Genomic DNA, 19,347 nt, shown 5'->3' on the forward strand with positions numbered 1-19,347 from the left:
TCTACGGGCCCGGGCGACCGCTAGTAGGGTGCATTTCCATGCCGAAAAACAAGGTCAATCCTGCTGTCGGTGGCGGCGTCGGCGTCGGCGTCGGTGGCGGTGGCGGATGGCTGGACTCGGCCGAGCGGACCGGCGCCGACCTGCACCTCGAGCTGCCCGTCGGCGGCAGCCGCCGGGCAGCCCTCGCGGAGGCCCTGCGGGCCGCCGTCCGCGACGGCCGGCTGCCCTCGGGGGCCCGGCTGCCCCCGTACCGTTCGCTGGCCGCGGACCTCGGGCTGGCCCGCAACACCGTCGCCGACGCGTACGCCGAGCTCGTCGCCGAGGGCTGGCTCACCGCCCGGCAGGGCTCCGGCACCCGGGTCGCGGAGCGGGCCGCACCGCCCGCCCCGGTCCGGCGGCCCCGCCCGGCCGGCGCCGCCCCGGCCGGGCCCGTGCACGACCTGGTGCCGGGTCAGCCCGACGCCGGTTCGTTCCCGCGCGCCGGCTGGCTGTCGGCCGCCCGCCGCGCTCTGAACGAGGCCCCCAACGAGGCCTTCGGCCCCGGTGACCCCCGCGGCCGGATCGAGCTGCGCCGGGCGCTGGCCGACTACCTGGGCCGGGCCCGGGGCGTGCGGACCGACCCCGACCGGATCGTGGTCTCGGCGGGCTTCGGGCACGCGCTGCGGCTGCTGTACGGGGGCGGCGTGCTGACGGGACCGCTCGCCGTGGAGGCGTACGGGCTGTCCTTCCACCGGGAGCTGCTGGACCGGGCGGGAGTGCCGCACGTACCGCTGCCGATCGACGAGCGGGGCGCGGACACCACGGCGCTGGCCCGGCTGCCGCGGGTGCGGCAGGTGCTGCTGACGGCCGCCCACCAGTTCCCGACCGGCGGGCCGCTGCACCGCGAGCGGCGGTCGGCGGCGGTGGCCTGGGCGCGGGCCGGGGGCGGGCTGATCCTGGAGGACGACTACGACGGGGAGTTCCGGTACGACCGGCAGCCGATCGGGTCCCTGCAGGGCCTGGACCCCGAGCGGGTGGTGCACATGGGCTCGGTCAGCAAGTCGCTGTCGCCCGCGCTGCGGCTGGGGTGGATCGTGCTGCCGGAGGACCTGGTGGACGCGGTGCTGGACGCGAAGGGGGAGCGCGAGGCCTGGGTGAGCGTGCCGGACCAGCTGACGCTGGCGGAGTTCATCGCCTCGGGCGGGTACGACCGGCACGTGCGGCGGATGCGGCAGCGGTACCGGGGGCGGCGGGACCGGCTGACGGCCGTGCTGGCCGCGCGGGCCCCGCACGTCTCGGTGTCGGGCGTGGCGGCCGGGCTGCACGCGGTGCTGACGTTGCCGGCGGGGACGGAGGCGGTCGCGGTGGCCGCCGCCCGGGCGCACGGGGTCGCCGTGGAGCCGCTGTCCTCCTTCCGGCACCCGGCGGCGACGCAGGTCGCGCGCGACGGGTTGGTGATCGGGTACGCCACGCCGCCGGACCACGCCTACCCGGCCGCGCTCGACGCGCTGTGCGAGGCCTTGGCTTCGGTGGCCGGCTGAGGGGGGTGGGGGGGCGGTCTTGTGGGGCCTTGGGCCTGTGGGGCCTCGGGTCTTCACGGCTTGGGTGTGTGGGGCCTCGGGATTTCACGGCTTGGGTCTGTGGGGCCGGGGGCGGGCTGCCGGCCGCCCCGTGGTGTGTGGGTCCCCTCGGCGCTTGACTGCCCATGGCCTGCAGGCCCTGCGGCAGGCCCACCCCGGAGGCTTCGGGGCATCGCCCTGGCCTTCGGCCACCTCCGGCCCGGGCCTGCCTCCGGACCAGCCTGCCATGGGCAGTCAAGCGCCTCCCCCACACACCACGGGGCGGCCTGCGGGGGCTGCGATCCTCCGCCGGCGCTCGCGCGTGGGGGCCGGGGCGGAGCCCCCCGGGTTACAGGCGGCTGAGGGAGGCCGTGGCGAAGAGGACGTCGCGGATGGCCTCGCGGTCGCCGTACTGGCCGAAGGCGGCCTCCTCGGGGGCGATGTGGCCCGCCGCGAGCTGGCAGAGCTCGTTGGCGTCGAGGGCCACGCGGGCGACCGTGTGGTCCTCGGAGGTGGCCGCGGCCGGGGAGTCCAGGGCGATCTCCCACGCGCCGCCGCCCAGGCCCTCGATCTCCAGGTGCAGGGTCCGTCCCGGGGCGCCCGCGGCGGTGAGTCGGCGGGCGGGCGCCGCGAGGCCGGCCCGGCGTCGTTCGGCGAGGACGGCGGGCAGCAGTCGGGCCGCGAGGTCGATCATCTTGTGCAGGTGGGCTCCGGAGGGCGGCTCGTACGGGTAGTCCACCGCCTCGGCGATGTCCCCGGCGTGCACCCAGCACTCGAAGGCCCGCTCCAGGAACGCGTCGGCCAGCGGGAGGGCGAAGTCGCCGTAGCGGACCTCGAGTTCCGCGACGCCCCGGCCCGCGAAGGAGACCGTGCGGACCAGGGTGTGGCCCTGCTCGCGCCAGGGCGCGCGCACCCGCCTGGTGGCCGGGTGGACGTTCGAGGACCAGTACTGCTCGGTCCGCTCGGTGGGGTCGTGCGGGGCGTCCGGGCCCAGCGGGTCGTCGAGCCCGAGCGCGGTGGCGACCAGTCCGTCGACGGTGAGCAGGTGCCCGATCACGCCGGCGACGGTGGTCTTGCGGGACTGCAGGCGCTCGTCCTCGAACCACTTGAGCCGGACCGGCGCGTGCCATTCGGACTCGCCGAAGTCGCGCAGCAGGGCGTCGAGCCGGGCGGTCTCCGCGTCGTACGGGGCGGCCCAGGTCGGCACCGGGATGCGGGCCGGGCGCCGGCCGAGGCAGCCCTCCAGGACGCGCGAGCGCAGCAGCGGGTCGAGGTCGAGGCTCTCCTCGGGGTGCAGCAGCGCCACCGCGTCGCGCAGCCGCAGGGCTTCCTCGGCGCAGGGTGCGCACTCGGTGAGGTGCGACTCGACGGCCTGGGTCTCCTCGGCGGAGCAGGCGGCCAGGGCCCAGGCGCCCAGCAGGGACTTGAGCACGCCGTGGGTGGGCGGTGGCGGGGGTGTGGGCAGCACGTCGAGGTTGTCGGCGGCCCAGCGCGGACCCGGTATGCGCGGGGCGCCGCCGCCCTCGTCCCGGCGCGGGTGCACGGGGCCGCGGGTCCCGTCGCCCGGCCCGCCGGCGCCGGAGCCCGTACCGGCGTCCGTGCCGGACGTACCGCCGTGGCCCGCGCCGTCGCGGGCGTCGCCCACGCCCCCGGGCGTGCCCTCCGGCATGCCCCCGGGCTCCTCGTCCTCGCCGCGCCGGCGGCTCTGCGCGCTCACCGGCCGCGTCCGAATCCGGAGGGCGGGGCGGACCCGTCGCGCGGCTGGGCGTTGGCGGTCGACAGCAGTTGCAGGCCGAGCCGCAGCCGGCGGCGCGCCTCGTCCTCGGTCACGCCGAGGTCGGCGGCGGCCTGCCGGTAGTCGCGGCGCTGGAAGTAGGCCAGTTCCAGGGCCTTGCGCAGCGGTGCGGGCATGGACGTCACGATGTAGTCGGCCCGGGCGGCCGCCGAGGCGGTGCGCAGCTTCTGCTCCAGTTCCTCGCGCGAGCCGCCGCCGCCCTCGGCGAGGGAGGCGGTCTCGGCCTGCCGCAGCCGGGCGACGGCCTGACCCTGCGTGATGCGGGCGATCCAGGAGCGCATCGAGCCCTGCTTGGGGTCGTAGGCGTCGGGGTTCTCCCAGATGTAGCCGAAGACCTCGCGGGTGATCCGGTCGGCGGCCTTCTCGTCACCGAGCACCCGGTGTGCCAGGCTGTGCACCAGGGACGCGAACCGGTCGTACAGCTCCCCGAGCGCGGCCGCTTCGCCGCGCGCCAGCCGCTGCTGCATCCTGCGGTCCCAGCGCGGTGGTGCGTCCTTCGCCATGGCGGCCCCCAGCCCTGATGTCGACCTGTCGAATGTAACGGCCACGCGCCGCTCTGCGCCTGTTTTGGCCGAACCTCCCCCGTATGGGCGCTGTTCGTGCTAGCGACGGGCCCGCGCGCCCCGGCGCGCTCCCCGTGCGCGGGCCCGGTGCGGCCACTTGGGTGCTGCCTTCGCTTAACGCGTACGCCACCCAGGCCGTACGCTCCGTCCTGACTGAAACGCACCCACCGCACATGTGAAGGCGGAACTCCGCTATGGACAGCGCAGAATACGAGCGCAAGATCGCCGCCCGATTCGCCACGTTCGACCAGGACGGCAACGGCTACATCGACCGTGAGGACTTCAGTACGGCGGCCAAGGCCGTGCTGGCCGAATTCGGTACCACCGCGCGCTCCGAGCAGGGGCAGGCCGTGTTCGCGGGCGCGGAGGCCTTCTGGCAGGGCATGGCCGGGATCGCGGACGTGGACGGCGACCAGCGGGTGACCCGGGAGGAGTTCGTGACCGGAGCCGCGAAGCGGCTGCGGGACAGCCCCGACCGCTTCGCCGAGATCGCCCGGCCGTTCCTGCACGCGGTGCTGGTGGTGGCCGCCCCGGAGGGCGGCGGCGCGAGCCCGGAGGCGGCGGCCCGGGTGCTGCGGGTGCTGGGCACGGCCCCGGAGCTGGCCGAGCGGGTGGCGACGGCGCTGGACGGCGACGGCGACGGGCGGATCTCGGAGACGGAGATCCTGACCGCGTTCGCGGGCTACTGCGGCGTCGAACTGCCGGACGCGTAGGGCGCGTACGGGCCGATACGGAGCAGGGGCGGGGCGGGGCGGGGCTTCGACGGGCTCGCTTCGTGGGGTGGGTCGTGGGGTGTGTGGATCCCCTCGGCGCTTGACCCGGCATGGCCTGCGGCCCCCTCGGCCCGCGCCTGCCTCCGGACCAGCCTGCCACCCCCGTCAAGCGCCTCCCCCACACACCACACGACCCACCAGGCACCGTCGAGGATGCGGTGGCCCGCGTGCGGTGGAGGGACGGGCCGCACCGGGTCCGCGGGCTCGGCCGAGGCCGGCCGGGGCGTTCTGAGCCCTAGGAAAAACGCTCCCTGAGCTTGTACTTCAGGACCTTGCGCAGGGCGTCGTTGCGGGGGAGGGACTCGACCAGTTCGAGTTGCTCGGGCAGCTTGTGCGTGGCCAGGCCGGCGGCGCGCAGGTGGGCCGTGACCGTCGCCAGCGTGAGCGGGTCGGCCCCCGCGGGCTGCTCCACCACCGCGCACACCCGCTCGCCCCGCTCGGGGTCGGGGAGGCCGATGACGGCCGCGTCGCCGACGCCCGGGAGGCCGTGGAGGAGGTCCTCGACCTCCTTGGCGGAGATGTTCTCGCCCTTGCGGATGATCACGTCCTTGCTGCGGCCGGTGAGGACGAGGTGGCCGTCGGCGGTGAGGCGGCCCAGGTCGCCCGTGACGAGGAAGCCGTCGGCGTCGAAGGGGTCCTCGCCGGCGCCCAGGTAGCCCTGGCAGACGGCCTCGCCGCGCAGGCGCACCTCGCCCTCCGTGCCCGTCGGGAGCGGCTTGCCCTCCGGGTCGGTGATGCGGACCTCCATGCCGGACGGGGGGCGGCCCTCGGTGGTGGCGAGGTTCTCGGGGGTGTCGTCGGGGGCGCCCATGGTGATCATCGGGACCTCGGTCATGCCGTAGCCGTGGGTGAGCTGGCAGCCCAGTTCGCGGACCACCGCGTGGTAGAGCTCCGGGGGCTTGGGGGCGCCGCCGCCGGCCAGGAGGCGCAGCGAGGGGATGAGCTTCTGCTGCGGGTGCTTGCGCTGTTCGGCGAGGAACATCGAGTAGAAGGCGGTGGAGCCGCCGGCGACCGTGACGCCGTGCCGCCGGTAGCCGTCGAGGGCGTCGGGCATCGCGAACTTCTCGAAGAGCACGGCCGGGAACCCGTACAGGAGCAGCATCACGAGGTAGTCGGGGCCGCCTATGTGCGCGTAGGGGAAGGCGATCGAGCCCACGTCGTCCCGGCCCAGGCGCAGGGCGTGGGCGAGGCAGGAGCCGCCGGCGATCAGGGAGCGGTCGGTGTGCAGGACGCCCTTGGGGTCGGAGGTGGTGCCGGAGGTCCAGTAGATCCAGCGGACGTCGGTGCCGGACGCGGGCGGCGGGGGCAGCACGGCCGGGTCGCCGTCGGGCAGGTCGTCGTACGCCTCGAACACCCCCGGCGCGCCGAGCCGGCGGGCCATCGCGGTGTGGTCGTACCCGCGCCACTCGCCCGGTACGGCGAAGTGGGCGGCGCCCGACTCGCGCAGCGCGAAGCCCACCTCGCGGTCGCGGTAGAAGGGGATGACGGGGGACTGGACGGCGCCGAGGCGGGCCAGTGCCACCGAGAGGACGACCGTCTCGATGCGGGTCGGCAGCTGCCAGGCGACGACCGTCCCGGGCCGCACACCCGCGTCGTGGAGGCCGGCGGCGGTGCGCTCGGCGCGGTCGCGCAGCTGCCCGAAGGTCAGCCGGCGGTCGTCGGCCGGGTCGGCGGCGGCCTCGACGAGCACCGGGGCGTCGGGGCCGAGCGCGGCCCGGCGGGTGACCAGCTCCCACAGGGTGGGGGCCTGGGCGAGGGCGTGCGCGGTCGCGATGTCCGTCATGGCGGGCCCCTCCACGAGGCTTGGCTGACGTTGTGTCAGATCGACTGCGAAGCGTAGGGCGCCGCCGCTTGTCGGTCCAGGGGTCCCGGGTCTAGCTTGTTTCTGACGATCCATCAGATACCGGCGAGGGGGACCCATGGAACTGCCCCGGATCATCAGCGTCGACGACCACGTGATCGAGCCCGCCCACCTCTTCGAGACCTGGCTGCCGGCCCGGTACCGGGACCGCGGCCCCCGGGCCGTGACGGCGGGCATCGGCGAGCTGGCGTACGTCGGCGGCAAGTACCAGATCACCATGGATCCGGACGGCCCTCCGACCGACTGGTGGATCTACGAGGACCTCAAGTTCCCGTACAAGCGCAACATCGCCGCCGTCGGCTTCGACCGCGACGAGATGACCCTGGAGGGCATCACCCGCGCGGAGATGCGGCGCGGCTGCTGGGACCCCGCCGAGCGGCTGAAGGACATGGACCTCAACCACGTCGAGGCCTCCCTGTGCTTCCCGACCTTCCCGCGCTTCTGCGGCCAGACCTTCGCCGAGGCGCACGACAAGGAGGTCGCCCTCGCCTGCGTGCGCGCGTACAACGACTGGATGGTCGAGGAGTGGTGCGGCGACAGCGGCGGCCGGCTGATCCCGCTGTGCATCATCCCGCTGTGGGACATCGACCTGGCCGTCGCCGAGATCCGGCGCAACGCGGCCCGCGGCGTCAAGGCGGTGACCTTCTCCGAGATCCCCACCCACCTCGGGCTGCCGTCGATCCACTCCGGCTACTGGGACCCGTTCTTCGCCGTCTGCCAGGAGACCGGCACGGTCGTCAACATGCACATCGGCTCGTCCTCGCAGATGCCGGCGGCCTCGCCCGACGCCCCGCCGGCCGTGCAGGCCTCGCTGAGCTTCAACAACGCGATGGCCTCGATGATGGACTTCCTCTTCAGCGGTGTGCTGGTCAGGTTCCCGCGGCTCAAGCTCGCCTACAGCGAGGGCCAGATGGGCTGGATCCCGTACGCCCTCGAGCGCGCGGACGACGTGTGGGAGGAGCACCGCGCCTGGGGCGGGGTGCGCGACCTGATCCCGGAGCCGCCGTCCACGTACTACTACCGGCAGATCTTCTGCTGCTTCTTCCGCGACAAGCACGGGGTCGCCTCGCTGGACGTCGTCGGGCGGGACAACGCCACCTTCGAGACCGACTACCCGCACGTGGACTCGACCTTCCCGCACACCAAGGAGGTCGCCCTCGACCACGTCAAGGGCCTCGACGAGGAGACCGTCTACAAGCTGATGCGCGGCAACGCCATCCGCATGCTCGAGCTCGACCTGGACCGCGACCGCCGCACGGTGGGCTAGTGGACCTCACCTACACCGAAGAGGAGCGGGAGTTCCGGGCCCGGCTGCGCGAGTGGCTCGCCAAGACCCTGCCCGAGCTGCCGCCCCGGCCGTCCCCGGACGACTGGCCCGGTCGGCGCGCGTACGACCTCGGCTGGCAGCGGCGGCTGTACGAGGCCGGGTACGCCGGACTGCACTGGCCCGCGGACGCCGGCGGGCGCGGTGCCACCCCCACCCAGCACCTGATCTTCCTGGAGGAGACCGAGCGCGCCGGCGCCCCGTACGTCGGCGCGAACTTCGTCGGCCTCCTGCACGCCGGGCCCACCATCGCCGCCGAGGGCACCGCGGAGCAGCGGGCCCGCTGGCTGCCCCCAGTGCTGCGCGGCGAGGAGGTGTGGTGCCAGGGCTTCAGCGAGCCCGGGGCCGGCTCCGACCTGGCCGCGCTGCGCACGCGCGCCGTGCGGGACGGGGACGACTACGTCGTGACCGGCTCCAAGATCTGGACCTCGCACGCCGAGGTGGCCGACTGGTGCGAACTGCTGGTGCGCACCGACCCGGACGCCCCCAAGCACCGGGGCATCAGCTGGCTGGCGATGCCCATGGATGCGCCCGGCGTCACGGTGCGGCCGCTGCGGACGCTGGCCGGGTCCGCCGAGTTCGCCGAGATGTTCCTCGACGAGGTGCGGGTGCCGGTCTCGCACCGGGTCGGGGCCGAGAACGACGGCTGGCGGGTCACCATGGTCACCCTCTCCTTCGAGCGGGGCACCGCCTTCGTCGGCGAGGTGGTGGCCTGTCGCCGGACGCTGGACGAACTGGCCCGGCGGGCCCGGGAGAACGGCAGCTGGGACGATCCGGTGCTGCGCCGTCGACTGGGGCGGCTGGCGGCGGAGTTCGCCGCGCTGTGGCGGCTCACGCAGTGGAACGTCAGCGAGGCCGAGGCCTCGGGCGGGGTGCCGGGCACCGGGGGCTCGGTGTTCAAGCTGCGCTACTCGCACGCCCGCCAGGAGCTGTACGACGCGGCCGCCGACGTGCTCGGGGCGGACGGGCTGGTGCTGGACCAGGAGTGGGTCCTGGACCGGCTGTCGTCCCTGTCGTACACGATCGCCGCCGGCACCTCGCAGATCCAGCGCAACATCGTCGCCGAGCGCATCCTCGGCCTCCCGAAGGGCCGGTGAGCCTGGTGCACTTCCAGCTGTCGGAGGACCAGCTCGCGCTGCGCGCGGGGATGCGGGAGCTGCTCGCGGCCCGCTTCGACCGGGACGCGCTGCGGGCGGCCCTCGACCGGGGTGCCGGGGTCCGGCAGGGGCCGTGGCGGGAGCTCGGGGAGGCCGGGTTCTTCGCGCTGCGGGTGCCGGAGGCCGCGGGCGGGCTCGGGCTGGGGCTGCCGGAGGCGGTGTTGGTCTTCGAGGAGGCGGGACGCGCGCTGCTGCCGGGGCCGCTCGTGGCCACCGAACTGGCCGCGGCGGGCGGGCTGGTGCCGGGGGCCGCCACGGGGGAGGCGGTGGTGACGGCCGCGGACGTCGCGGGGCCGGGTGGCGGGGGCGGTGGCGGAGGCGGGGCCCTGGTCCCGTACCTCGCGGAGTCGGACGCGGTGCTGGTGGCGGGGGATGTGGACCACGGCGTCGGGGGCCTCGGGGGCGACGGGGGCGTCGGGGTGGTGCGGGTGGCCGGGGCCGTGCGCGGGGAGCCGGTGGCCGCGGTGGACCCGCTGACCCCGCTGCACCGGGTGCGGGGCGCGGCGGTGCCCGGGCGGTGGCGGGCGCAGGGCGCGCTGCTCACGGCCGCCCTCCAGCTCGGCAGCGCCGCGCGCAGCTGCGAGTCGGCGGTGCGGTACGCGGGCGAGCGGGAGCAGTTCGGGCAGCCCGTCGGCGGCTTCCAGGCGGTCAAGCACCTGTGCGCGGACATGCTGGTACGGGCCGAGCTGGCGCGTGCGGCGGTGTACGCGGCGGCGGTGACGGGCACGGTGGCTGAGGCGGCCGGGGCGAAGCTGCTGGCGGACGAGGCCGCCGTGCGCAACGCGCGGGACTGCCTCCAAGTGCACGGGGGGATGGGCTTCACCTGGGAGGCCGATGTGCACCTGCACCTGAAGCGGGCCTGGTTGCGGGCCCGGCAGTGGTGGACGGCGGGGGAGGCGGAGGAGCTGCTGGCGGCGGAGCTCGCGGCCGGTTCGCCGGCGTCGGCGTAACGGTGGGGACGGGGCGGGACGCATGTCCGATTACGGAGAGTTGATATCGGTTTGTGTCCTTCGCCCTCCTCGTTACGGCCCGGAGTCGCGGGGTCGCTCCGGTACGCTCCGACGAATGCGACAGGTTGAGCGGCGCGCGCGTCGCACAGTATGCACTACGCCTACTCCTTCGCGCTGGAATATGCCCGAAGCGCTTGTTGTGGTGACTGTATGTCAACCATGCTGCTCCGCAGGGGGGTCACGGTCGGTGATCCCGTTCGGTCGCGAGGCGAAGTGTCCGCCGGTTCGGATGGTGTGAGCGGTGCAGGTGCTTCAGGTTCAGCTGGAAGTCGGTGCGGATCCCGCCGAAGTGGGCCGCGCGCGCAGGTGGGCACGGTCCCGGCTGGCCGGGTGCGGCATAGGGGTCGACGAGCCGCTCGCCGAGACGTTGATCCTGCTGATCTCCGAACTCGTCACCAACGCCGTGGTGCACACCGGCTGCCCGGCCGTGCTGCGGATGCTCTTCGGCGGCCCGGGCGTCCGCCTGGAGGTCGCCGACAGCAGTGCCCAGCCGCCCGCCCCCCGGCACGCCGAGGGCGATGACACCAACGGGCGCGGGCTGGAGCTGGTCGACGGCCTCGCGGACCGCTGGGGCTGGGCCCCCGAGGGCGCCGGCAAGCGCATCTGGTGCGAGGTCGACCGGAGCCAGAAGACCTCGGAGGCGGTGGACGTCCCTCTTACGAGGTGTTGACGGGCCGTCAAGTCTTGATCACCCTTGTTACGTGCGATTCGTCGCGAGGGGACGCCGAGGGACATGCCCTTGGCGAGTGCGGGTCGTGGGGTGGCGGCCCGCCGTGCCGCGCTCGGGGCGAGCACGACCGCTCGCCGCCACCCGCAGTTCCCCGCGCCCGCGCGGGCGCGGTTCGGACCGGTCGGGTGTGGGTCGGACGGGTCGGGCGGGGGATCAGCCCGGGAGTTCGGTGCGCTCCCACCATTCGTAGACGGGGAGCTCGCCCTCGGGCGTGGCATGCGTGCGGTCGGTGCGGCGGAAGTGCTCGTAGCCGCCGAGGTGGGCGAGCTTGAGGTCGGCGCCGGGTTCGGGGGCGGGGACGGTGCGGTCCGGGAGGTCGGCGGGGCCGCCCTCGAGGACGACCTTCGATGAGTCGCTCATGGAGCGGAGCCTAGGGATCCGGGGTCCGGATCCTGCGGCGGTGCGGCCGTGTCGCCGCCGGTTTGGGTGATGCGGGCGCGGCCGCGGGCGGTGGCCCGCTGGGTGACCGGGCCCGCGGGGCGCCTTCCGTTCGGGTGGGCGTCGTCCGGATGGGGGCCGCGTCGGCGGGCGGCCTGGTCGATCACCGCCCGGCCGCTCGCGCGGGCTTCCTGGACGACGCCCCGGGGCGACGCGGCGGGGGTCCCGGAGGCGCGGGAGGTCCACCAGGTCAGGGCGTACAGCACGGCGGCGGCCACGACGGCCCCCGCGGCGGTGGCCACGGCCCAGCGGTCCCCGTCGTCGGTCGGCAGGGCGCCCCAGGAGGCGGCCCGTACGAGCCACACCACGAGCGTGAACGCGACCACGGACGCCGAACCCGCCAGCGTCCAGCGCACCGGACCCGACATCGCTCACCTGCCTGGTTGGAGGGCTGGCCGGAGATCCAACATCGCACACGTGCACGGATGTTGTGGGGGATTGGCTGCATCCGGTGAGGTGGCGGGGGCAGACTGGCCGCATGAGCGAGCGCATGCCCGAGACGGGTCCGGAAGACGCCGGTGCGGCGCACGACGGGGTCCGTCTCGTCGCGCGGGCGCGCGGGCGGGCGCAGGTCCACCAGGTCGTCGGCGGCTCGCAGCACGTCGAGCACCACCACGTCGAGCACCACCACCACTACGGGGGCGGGGGCGCGGCTCCGCTCGGGCTGCCCGAGCTGCGGCTGTGGATCGACCGGCTGGCCACGGACTACCGCGCGCTCGTCAGGGCCGGGGAGGTGCCCGGCGGCCGGCGCGAGATCGCGGGACGGCAGCGGGAGCTGGACGCCCTCACCGATCAGCTGGCCGGTGCCGCGGGCCGGCGCGACGGCGCGGACCAGTTGCGCCGGCTGCTCGCGGCCGGGGCCGCCCGGTACCTGGCGGAGGCCGGGACCGGGCCGTCCGCCGACCCCCTGCCCGAGGCGCTGGTGGTCGACCTCGCGGTGTTCGCGCTGTGGCCCGTGGTGCAGGCGCCCCGACTGCCCCCCGAGTGGCAGAGCGAGCTCGGCGCGCTGACCTCGCCCCGGCTCGCCGCGCTGGTGGACCGGGTCCGGGAGACCCGCGCGGCGCCGGACGCCCTCGTCCGGGCGCTGGCGGGCGGGCAGGTCGCGCCCGGGGTGCTGGCCCTGCTGGACGACCTGGCGGATCCGCGGGGTGCCGGCGCCTGCCTGACGGCCCTGGCCCTGGCGGCCGGGATGCCGCCCCCGCCGCAGCGGGCCGGTGCCGGGGCGGTGCTGGGGTGGCTGCTCGGGGCGGGCGCGCTGACCGCCCTGGCCGCGGAGCACGGCCCCGGTCTGGCCGAGCGGGCCTGGCGGTGGATCGAGGACGAGGTGCGCGGCGGGGGCGCCGGTTGGCGAGGGGGTGGCGGGGGCGGTGACGGTCTGGAGTTCCCCTTCCGTTCTCCGTCCCACGGGCACGGCGGCTCCGATGCCGCCTCCGCCTTCGACTCCGGACCCGGCTCCGGCGCCGACCCGGGCGCCGACTCCGGCAACGGCTGACCGGTGTGTCCGGCCGAGGTCGGTTGATCTCGGTTGATCTCGGTCGACCTCGGCCGGTCTCGACGGGCACGGCGGTCGGTGCCTGTGACCGCAGGTGCGGTTTCGGTTCCGTGTGGGCGCGCGTCGGCCCTGAGTGGGGGAGTCCCGGTGTTCGAGTTCCTCAGGCAGTTGGTGTCCGCCGGCGTGCTGGTCACCGCCGGCTGGCTCGCCGGCGTGGTGCTGCTCTTCCTGATCGCGCAGGGGCACGTCGTGGTGATCGGCATGCTGGCCCGTACGTACCTGTACCTGGCCATGCTCCCGGAGGGGGCGGTGTTCCACAGCCGGAACGGCCGTCTGGCCGCGATCGCGTACGACCCGGAGACGGACGAGGACAGGACCCACGAGCTGATCAGGGTCGGCCGCCTCTCCTTCCTGAGCTGGAGGTCGGGCAGGGCCCGCCCCGCGGCGTTCGTCCGGCGCAGGTTCGCGCTGGAGACGGCCTGGCGGGCGGGGATCCTGCTGTTCGTCACGGTCCCGGTGTTCGGGGTCGTGGCCTGGCTGACGTACGCCGTGGACCCGCTGTGGGCCTACGTGCTGGTGTTCCTGGCGGCGCACCAGGTGCTGACGGGGTTCGTTCCGGGAGGGGGGTTCTACGTCAAACCCTGGCTGGTGCACCTGTCCATCGCGTACGTGTTCCTGGACGGGGCCGACCTGTGGCACCCGTCCCTGGCCGTCGCCGCGCCCGTGTACTGCGGGTTCGTGCTTCTGGGGATGGCGTGGATGGGGCGCGACCTCCGGGCCCGGCCGGGCGGGGCGGCCGGGCGGCGGGCCGCGGAGGCGGCCTAGATGTGTCCGGGAATCGGATCGCCAGCAACGGGGTTGGTGGGGGACGAGCCGATATTGGAGGGTCATGCGAGCGATTCAGGTGTACGAAGTGGGCGGTCCCGAGGTGCTGCAGGAGGCCGAGGTGGACCAGCCGCGGCCGGGTCCGGGCGAGGCGGTCGTGGAGGTCGCCGCATCCGGGGTCAACTTCCTCGACGTCTACCACCGCGAAGGCCGGTACAGCCTCCCGCTGCCCTTCACCCCGGGCGCCGAGGGCGCCGGCACGGTCGTCGAAGTGGGACCCGGCGTCGCTGACGTCGCAGTCGGGGACCGGGTCGGTTGGGTGGAGATTCCCGGCACGTATGCCGAGCGGGCCGTCGTGGACGCCTCCCGGCTGGTGCCGCTGCCCGACGACATCGGCTTCGAGACAGCCGCCGCCGTGCTCCTCCAGGGCATGACCGCGCACTATCTCGTCAAGGACGCCTACCCGGTTCAGGGGGGCGACACGGTGCTCGTGCATGCGGCTGCTGGTGGCATGGGGCTGCTTCTGACCCAGCTCATCACCCATCTCGGCGGCCGGGTGATCGGCACGACGTCGACCACGGCGAAGGCCGAGCTGGCGAAGCGTGCCGGGGCCGCCGAGGTGATCCTTTCCTCCGCAGTCGACGATCTCGCAGCCGAGGTGAGGCGGCTCAACGGCGGTCAGGGACTGCCGGTTGTCTTCGACGGCGTCGGCGCGCACACCTTCGACGCGAGCCTCGCCAGCCTGCGAACCCGCGGCCATCTCGTGCTCTTCGGCGCGGCAAGTGGTGCCGTGCCGCCGTTCGATCCGATTCGGCTCGCCCACGGCGGTTCGCTGACCCTGATCCGGCCCAGCCTCGGGGACTTCATCGCCGATCGGTCCGAACTGCTCCGACGGGCCGCCGATGTGTTCGAGTGGGTGCGCTCCAAGGCGCTCGAGGTCACCGTAACGGGCCGCTACGCATTGTCCGAGGCCGCCCGGGCCCACAGCGATCTGGAGGCTCGGCGTACCACCGGCAAGCTGCTCCTCATACCCGAAGCGACCGCTGTTGGACGCCGTGAGGAGACGCAGAGCTGATCGCGGGTGACGAGGTCGGGGATCTTGGAGACCGAGATGTCGAGGGCGTGGCCGACCGTCATCGCCGAGATCCCCGACCGCGTCGGGCACTCAGCAGGCCGAGATCAAGTTCTGGCGGGTTTCCGGCGCATCCGGGTCACACCCCTTCAAGATCCCTCAGCCGAGACCTGGCTCACCCGTCCACAACCTCCCGGGACGGAACACCTAGAGCACGGCCACCGGCGCCACCGGCGTCCCCGTGCCGCCCACGAACGGTTCCGGCATCGCACTCAGCAGGAACGCGTACCGGCCCTCTTCCGCACAGGCTGTGGACAACGCCTCGAGGTTCCAGTTCTGGCCCTGGTGCATGCCCATCTCCACCAGGTCCAGCGCGTGCACGCCCAGCCACAGGTCCTCGATCTCCGGCGGGAAGATCTCGAAGGTCAGGGTGTCGTTGGCGACCGCGGCGACGTCCCGCGCGTGGAACCACTCCGGCGTGCGGATCGACAGTCCCGGTGACGGGAACCCGTACCCGTGCTTGTCGCCCGCCAGGTAGACCTGGACCTGACCGGTGCGGACCAGGACGACGTCCCCGGCCCGGACCGTGACGCGGCCGAACTCCTCCGCCTCGGCGAGGTCCTCCGGGGTCACCGCGTGGCTGCCGGGCAGCCGGTCCAGGCCCTTGGCGGCCGCCACGTCCAGCAGCACGCCCCGGGACAGGATCGGAGTGGCCTTGTCGATGCCGCTGAACCGGGCGCGGGTGTGCGGGGTGATGGTGGAGGCCGGGCGACCGTTGTAGATCCGCCCGGAGTGGGAGACGTGCGTGAGCGCGTCCCAGTGGGTGGCGGCCTGGAGTCCCATGGTCACGGCGTCGTCGGAGCAGGCCACCGTGCCGGGGCCGAAGAGCTCCTGGTTGATCTGCACCATCGTGTGCAGCGGGTTGATCCGGCCCGGGATCAGGCCGGCCTGGACGCCGTCCTCCTTCAGCGGCAGGGCGAGCGGGACCCGGCGGCCGCTGGTGACGGTGGCGGCGGCGGCCCGCACCACGTCGGCGGTGATGTGGTTGAGGGTGCCGATCTCGTCGTCGGCGCCCCAGCGGCCCCAGTTGTTCACGCGCTTGGCGATCTCGTGGAACTCGTCGGGCAGGGCCATGGGTGTTCCCTCCTTGGGTTTGGGGCTTGGGGGGCTTGGGGGCTGGGGGCTGGGTTTGGGGGCTGAGGACTGGGGGCTCGGGCCGGGGCTTGGGGCTGTGCCGCGTCTGGGGCTTGTGCGGGCGCGTCTGCGTACCCAAGAATCTAACGGTCCGTCAGAAATCCCGGAAAGGGGCGGGACGTGGGGAACTTCTTGGCAGGCAAGGTCGTGGCCGTGACCGGCGCGGGGCGGGGCATCGGCCGGGCCGTGGCCCTCGCCGCCGCCGCCGAGGGCGCGAGCGTGGTCGTCAACGACTACGGCGTCTCCGTCGAGGGCGGCGAGCCCAGCAGCCAGGTCGCCGAGGACGTGGTGAAGGAGATCGTGGCGGCGGGCGGCCGGGCCGTGGCCGTCGCCGACGACATCTCCACCATGGCCGGCGGCCAGCGCATCGTCGACACCGCACTCGCCGAGTACGGGCGCGTCGACGGCGTCGTGTGCGTGGCGGGGATCCTGCGCGAGCGCATGCTGTTCAACATGTCGGAGGAGGAGTGGGACCCGGTGGTCGCCACGCACCTCAAGGGCACGTTCACGGTCTTCCGCGCCGCGGCCGCCGTCATGCGCAAGCAGGGCTCCGGCACGCTGGTCGGCTTCACCAGCGGCAACCACCAGGGTTCGGTGGCGCAGGCCAACTACTCGGCCGCCAAGGGCGGGATCATCTCCCTGGTCCGGTCCGCGGCCCTCGGTCTGCACAAGTACGGGGTGACCGCGAACGCCGTCGCACCGGTGGCCCGGACCCGCATGTCGGCGGGCGTCCCGATGGAGCTCAAGGAGATCGGCGAGCCCGAGGACGTGGCGGCCCTGGTGACGTACCTGCTCAGCGACCGCGCGAAGGCCGAGGGCATCACCGGGCAGGTCTACACGATCGCGGGGCCGAAGATCGCCGTGTGGGCGCAGCCGCGCGAACTCCGCGCCGGGTACGCCGAGGGGGCCTGGACCCCCGAGCGCATCGCCGACTTCCTGCCGGGGACCGTCGGCACCGATCCGATGCCGATGCTCGCGCAACTGGAGGCCATGGCGAAGGCGGCGGCGGCCAAGGACCGCCCCAACGCGTAGAGGGGGGCGGCGGCCGTGGACTTCGACTTCGAGGACGGGGTCAGGAGCGGGAGCGGGGACGGCGTTGGGGGCGTGGGCGTGGGCGGGGGTGGGGGCGGGCGGTTCCGGGCGGAGGCCCGGGAGTGGCTGGTCGGGCACCTGGTCGGGCCGTACGCGGCCGCCGCCGGCCTCGGCGGGCCGGGCAGCGAGCACGAGGGCGTCGCGGAGCGGCGCGCGTGGGAGCGGGAACTGGGGCGGGGCGGCTGGATCGGGTTGGGGTGGGACGCCCCGGCGGGGGCGTACGGGCAGCGCGCGGCCTCCCTCGCCCAGCAGGTCGTGTGGGCCGAGGAGTACGCCCGGGCCCGGGCCCCCGGCCGGGTCGGTCACATCGGCGAGAACCTCCTCGCCCCGACCCTCCTCGCCTACGGCACCCGCGCGCAGTGCGACCGCTTCCTGCCGCCGATCGCCCGCGGCGAGGAGCTGTGGTGCCAGGGCTACAGCGAACCCGGCGCCGGCTCCGACCTGGCGGGGCTGCGCACCGCGGCCGTGCGCGACCCGGCCGACGGCACCTGGCGGGTCACCGGCCAGAAGATCTGGACCTCGCTCGCCCGCGAGGCCGACTGGTGCTTCGTCCTGGCCCGTACCGAGCCCGGGTCGCGGCGCCACCACGGCCTGTCGTTCCTCCTCGTCCCCATGGACCAGCCCGGCCGGATCGACGTGCGGCCGATCCGGCAGCTGTCCGGGACCAGCGAGTTCAACGAGGTCTTCTTCGACGGGGCGGCGGCCGTGGAGGTGGTGGGCGGCGAGGGCAACGGCTGGACGGTCGCCATGGGCCTGCTGGCCCTGGAGCGGGGCGTCTCGACGCTGGTCCAGCAGATCGGGTTCGCGGCGGAGCTGGAGCGGGTGGTGGCCGACTTCCTCGCGGGCCCGCACACCGCGGACGCGCTGCTGCGCGACCGGCTCGTGCGCCAGTGGGCCGAGCTGCGCACCATGCGGTGGAACGCGCTGCGGACGCTGGGTGCTGGTGCTGGTGCTGGTGCTGGTGCTGGTGTGGGTGTGGGTGTGGGTGTGGGTGCTGCTGGTGGTGGTGTGGGGGGTGCTGCCGGTGGTGCGGGTCCGCGTGCGGGTGCCGAGGCGGCGGGCGCGGCGAGTGTGGCGAAGCTGCTGTGGGGCGGTTGGCACCGGCGGCTGGGGGAGCTGGCCGTGCAGGTGCGGGGCGCGGCGGCGAGCGCCGGGCCGTCCGACTGGTCGGCGGAGCGACCGTACGAACTCGACGAGGAGCAGCGGCTGTTCCTCTTCACCCGGGCCGACACCATCTACGGAGGCTCGGACGAGATCCAGCGCAACATCATCGCCGAGCGGGTGCTCGGTCTGCCGAGGGAGCTCAGGGAACCTACGGAACTCAAGGAGTCGCGGTGAGAGGTGTCGTGTTCGACGGCAAGCAGGCCCAGGTGCTCGACGACCTGGAGGTACGGGACCCGGGGCCGGGGGAGGTGCGGGTCTCGATCGCGGCGGCCGGGCTGTGCCACAGCGACCTGTCGGTGATCGACGGCACGATCCCCTTCCCGGCGCCGGTGGTGCTGGGGCACGAGGGGGCCGGCGTCGTGGAGTCGGTGGGGGCGGGGGTGACGCACGTGGCGCCCGGTGACCACGTGTCGCTGTCCACGCTGGCGAACTGCGGTACGTGCGCCGAGTGCGACCGGGGACGCCCGACGATGTGCCGCAAGGCGATCGGGATGCCGGGGCAGCCGTTTTCGCGGGGCGGGCAGCCGCTGTTCCAGTTCGCGTCCAACTCGGCCTTCGCGGAGCAGACGGTCGTCAAGGCCGTGCAGGCCGTGAAGATCCCCGAAGACATCCCGCTGACCTCGGCCGCCCTGATCGGGTGCGGGGTGCTCACCGGCGTGGGGGCGGTCCTCAACCGGGCCCGGGTCGACCGGGGCGAGTCGGTGGTCGTGATCGGCACCGGCGGGATCGGGCTCAACGTGATCCAGGGGGCCCGGATCGCGGGTGCCACGAAGATCGTGGCCGTGGACGCCAACCCGGCGAAGGAGGCGCCGGCCCGGGAGTTCGGGGCCACGCACTTCGTCGACGCCTCGGCGGTGGAGGACGCGGTGGCCGCGGTGAGGGAGGTCCTGCCGACGGGGGCGGACCACGCCTTCGAGTGCGTGGGGCACACCCGGCTCATCCGGCAGGCGATCGACCTGCTGGACCGGCACGGGCAGGCGGTGCTGCTGGGGGTACCCGGCTTCGCCGAGGAGGCGTCCTTCCAGGTCTCGTCGCTGTACCTCGACAAGTCGATCCTGGGCTGCCGGTACGGGTCCTCGCGCCCGCAGCGCGACATCGCCCTCTACGCGGAGCTGTACCGGGAGGGCCGGCTGCTGCTGGACGAGCTGGTGACGCGCACGTACCCGGTGGAGGACTTCGCGAAGGCGGTGGACGACGCGCACGCGGGGCGGGTGGCGCGGGGGGTGCTGGTGTTCTGAGGGGGCCGGGGGCGCAGGTGGGGGTGGTGAGGGTGCCGGTGTTCTGAGGGTGCCGGTGTTCTGAGGTGGCCGGTGTTCTGA

General features: G+C 74.3%; 18 protein-coding genes. 12 read left to right on the forward strand and 6 right to left on the reverse strand.

What is annotated here, in order from left to right:
- The first annotated feature begins 38 nt into the window (after positions 1-38).
- Positions 39-1,520 carry a PLP-dependent aminotransferase family protein gene (locus ACIQCH_RS11910; protein WP_402580517.1) on the forward strand — a complete coding sequence of 494 codons (1,482 nt, stop codon included), beginning with the start codon at positions 39-41 and terminating at the stop codon, positions 1,518-1,520.
- A gap of 367 nt (positions 1,521-1,887) precedes the next feature.
- Here ACIQCH_RS11910 and ACIQCH_RS11915 read toward each other — a convergent pair whose 3' ends face one another.
- Both ACIQCH_RS11915 and ACIQCH_RS11920 read right to left on the reverse strand, forming a co-directional pair.
- On the reverse strand, positions 1,888-3,207 hold the full coding sequence (locus tag ACIQCH_RS11915; protein ID WP_402580637.1) for a zf-HC2 domain-containing protein: 1,320 nt from the start codon (positions 3,205-3,207) through the stop codon (positions 1,888-1,890).
- Positions 3,208-3,251: 44 nt separating this feature from the next.
- Entirely contained in the window at positions 3,252-3,836 is a 585-nt protein-coding gene (locus ACIQCH_RS11920; protein ID WP_030207987.1) for a sigma-70 family RNA polymerase sigma factor, read from the reverse strand.
- 254 nt (positions 3,837-4,090) lie between these two features.
- Between ACIQCH_RS11920 and ACIQCH_RS11925 the strand changes: the two genes are divergently transcribed.
- The gene (locus ACIQCH_RS11925) at positions 4,091-4,609 is read left to right on the forward strand and encodes an EF-hand domain-containing protein (RefSeq protein WP_402580518.1); all 519 of its coding nucleotides are present in this window, start codon (positions 4,091-4,093) and stop codon (positions 4,607-4,609) included.
- 295 nt (positions 4,610-4,904) lie between these two features.
- On the opposite strand, the gene ACIQCH_RS11930 is transcribed toward ACIQCH_RS11925, so the two are convergent.
- On the reverse strand, positions 4,905-6,452 hold the full coding sequence (locus tag ACIQCH_RS11930; RefSeq protein WP_402580519.1) for a class I adenylate-forming enzyme family protein: 1,548 nt from the start codon (positions 6,450-6,452) through the stop codon (positions 4,905-4,907).
- Between the two features lie 136 nt (positions 6,453-6,588).
- On the opposite strand from ACIQCH_RS11930, the gene ACIQCH_RS11935 reads away from it, so the two are divergent.
- The 4 genes from ACIQCH_RS11935 to ACIQCH_RS11950 all read left to right on the forward strand — a co-directional run bounded on the left by ACIQCH_RS11935 (position 6,589) and on the right by ACIQCH_RS11950 (position 10,691).
- The gene (locus tag ACIQCH_RS11935; RefSeq protein WP_402580520.1) at positions 6,589-7,797 is read left to right on the forward strand and encodes an amidohydrolase family protein; all 1,209 of its coding nucleotides are present in this window, start codon (positions 6,589-6,591) and stop codon (positions 7,795-7,797) included.
- Complete coding sequence (locus ACIQCH_RS11940; protein ID WP_402580521.1) at positions 7,797-8,951, forward strand: acyl-CoA dehydrogenase; 1,155 nt, start codon at positions 7,797-7,799, stop codon at positions 8,949-8,951. Before ACIQCH_RS11935 ends, ACIQCH_RS11940 begins: the two co-directional genes overlap by 1 nt.
- Before the next feature lie 5 nt (positions 8,952-8,956).
- Positions 8,957-9,961, forward strand: coding sequence for an acyl-CoA dehydrogenase family protein (locus ACIQCH_RS11945; RefSeq protein WP_402580638.1), 1,005 nt, complete (start codon positions 8,957-8,959; stop codon positions 9,959-9,961).
- 301 nt (positions 9,962-10,262) lie between these two features.
- Positions 10,263-10,691 carry an ATP-binding protein gene (locus ACIQCH_RS11950; RefSeq protein ID WP_402580522.1) on the forward strand — a complete coding sequence of 143 codons (429 nt, stop codon included), beginning with the start codon at positions 10,263-10,265 and terminating at the stop codon, positions 10,689-10,691.
- A gap of 213 nt (positions 10,692-10,904) precedes the next feature.
- Here the strand turns inward: ACIQCH_RS11950 and ACIQCH_RS11955 are convergent, their stop codons facing one another.
- The gene (locus ACIQCH_RS11955; RefSeq protein WP_402580523.1) at positions 10,905-11,111 is read right to left on the reverse strand and encodes a DUF5988 family protein; all 207 of its coding nucleotides are present in this window, start codon (positions 11,109-11,111) and stop codon (positions 10,905-10,907) included.
- A complete protein-coding gene (locus ACIQCH_RS11960) occupies positions 11,108-11,557 on the reverse strand; it encodes a hypothetical protein (protein ID WP_402580524.1) in 450 nt (149 codons plus the stop codon). The genes ACIQCH_RS11955 and ACIQCH_RS11960 overlap by 4 nt, the downstream gene beginning before the upstream one ends.
- Positions 11,558-11,667: 110 nt before the next feature.
- On the opposite strand from ACIQCH_RS11960, the gene ACIQCH_RS11965 reads away from it, so the two are divergent.
- From ACIQCH_RS11965 to ACIQCH_RS11975, 3 genes are all read left to right on the forward strand, one after another.
- Complete coding sequence (locus tag ACIQCH_RS11965; protein ID WP_402580525.1) at positions 11,668-12,681, forward strand: hypothetical protein; 1,014 nt, start codon at positions 11,668-11,670, stop codon at positions 12,679-12,681.
- Positions 12,682-12,828: 147 nt separating this feature from the next.
- Positions 12,829-13,506, forward strand: coding sequence for a hypothetical protein (locus ACIQCH_RS11970; RefSeq protein WP_402580526.1), 678 nt, complete (start codon positions 12,829-12,831; stop codon positions 13,504-13,506).
- Between the two features lie 64 nt (positions 13,507-13,570).
- Entirely contained in the window at positions 13,571-14,581 is a 1,011-nt protein-coding gene (locus ACIQCH_RS11975) for a quinone oxidoreductase family protein (RefSeq protein WP_402580527.1), read from the forward strand.
- 204 nt (positions 14,582-14,785) lie between these two features.
- Here the strand turns inward: ACIQCH_RS11975 and ACIQCH_RS11980 are convergent, their stop codons facing one another.
- Positions 14,786-15,712: a cyclase family protein gene (locus ACIQCH_RS11980; protein WP_402580528.1), complete on the reverse strand. Its 927-nt coding sequence runs from the start codon at positions 15,710-15,712 to the stop codon at positions 14,786-14,788.
- A 180-nt stretch (positions 15,713-15,892) separates the two neighbouring features.
- On the opposite strand from ACIQCH_RS11980, the gene ACIQCH_RS11985 reads away from it, so the two are divergent.
- The 3 genes from ACIQCH_RS11985 (at position 15,893) to ACIQCH_RS11995 (ending at position 19,266) form a co-directional block, all read left to right on the forward strand.
- The gene (locus tag ACIQCH_RS11985; protein ID WP_030208009.1) at positions 15,893-16,804 is read left to right on the forward strand and encodes an SDR family oxidoreductase; all 912 of its coding nucleotides are present in this window, start codon (positions 15,893-15,895) and stop codon (positions 16,802-16,804) included.
- Positions 16,805-16,876: 72 nt separating this feature from the next.
- A complete protein-coding gene (locus ACIQCH_RS11990) occupies positions 16,877-18,202 on the forward strand; it encodes an acyl-CoA dehydrogenase family protein (protein WP_402580639.1) in 1,326 nt (441 codons plus the stop codon).
- On the forward strand, positions 18,199-19,266 hold the full coding sequence (locus tag ACIQCH_RS11995) for a Zn-dependent alcohol dehydrogenase (RefSeq protein WP_402580529.1): 1,068 nt from the start codon (positions 18,199-18,201) through the stop codon (positions 19,264-19,266). Before ACIQCH_RS11990 ends, ACIQCH_RS11995 begins: the two co-directional genes overlap by 4 nt.
- Positions 19,267-19,347: the final 81 nt, after the last annotated feature.

This window comes from Streptomyces sp. NPDC093225, assembly GCF_044753805.1.
GTDB lineage: Bacteria > Actinomycetota > Actinomycetes > Streptomycetales > Streptomycetaceae > Streptomyces.

Bases quoted from the DNA above. Each gene is read 5' to 3' on its own strand.
- ACIQCH_RS11915 (WP_402580637.1), bottom strand. From the start codon at position 3,207: ATGCCGGAGGGCACGCCCGGGGGCGTGGGCGACGCCCGCGACGGCGCG.
- ACIQCH_RS11965 (WP_402580525.1), top strand. From the start codon at position 11,668: ATGAGCGAGCGCATGCCCGAGACGGGTCCGGAAGACGCCGGTGCGGCG.
- ACIQCH_RS11955 (WP_402580523.1), bottom strand. From the start codon at position 11,111: ATGAGCGACTCATCGAAGGTCGTCCTCGAGGGCGGCCCCGCCGACCTC.
- ACIQCH_RS11920 (WP_030207987.1), bottom strand. From the start codon at position 3,836: ATGGCGAAGGACGCACCACCGCGCTGGGACCGCAGGATGCAGCAGCGG.
- ACIQCH_RS11975 (WP_402580527.1), top strand. From the start codon at position 13,571: ATGCGAGCGATTCAGGTGTACGAAGTGGGCGGTCCCGAGGTGCTGCAG.
- ACIQCH_RS11960 (WP_402580524.1), bottom strand. From the start codon at position 11,557: ATGTCGGGTCCGGTGCGCTGGACGCTGGCGGGTTCGGCGTCCGTGGTC.
- ACIQCH_RS11925 (WP_402580518.1), top strand. From the start codon at position 4,091: ATGGACAGCGCAGAATACGAGCGCAAGATCGCCGCCCGATTCGCCACG.
- ACIQCH_RS11935 (WP_402580520.1), top strand. From the start codon at position 6,589: ATGGAACTGCCCCGGATCATCAGCGTCGACGACCACGTGATCGAGCCC.
- ACIQCH_RS11930 (WP_402580519.1), bottom strand. From the start codon at position 6,452: ATGACGGACATCGCGACCGCGCACGCCCTCGCCCAGGCCCCCACCCTG.
- ACIQCH_RS11980 (WP_402580528.1), bottom strand. From the start codon at position 15,712: ATGGCCCTGCCCGACGAGTTCCACGAGATCGCCAAGCGCGTGAACAAC.
- ACIQCH_RS11910 (WP_402580517.1), top strand. From the start codon at position 39: ATGCCGAAAAACAAGGTCAATCCTGCTGTCGGTGGCGGCGTCGGCGTC.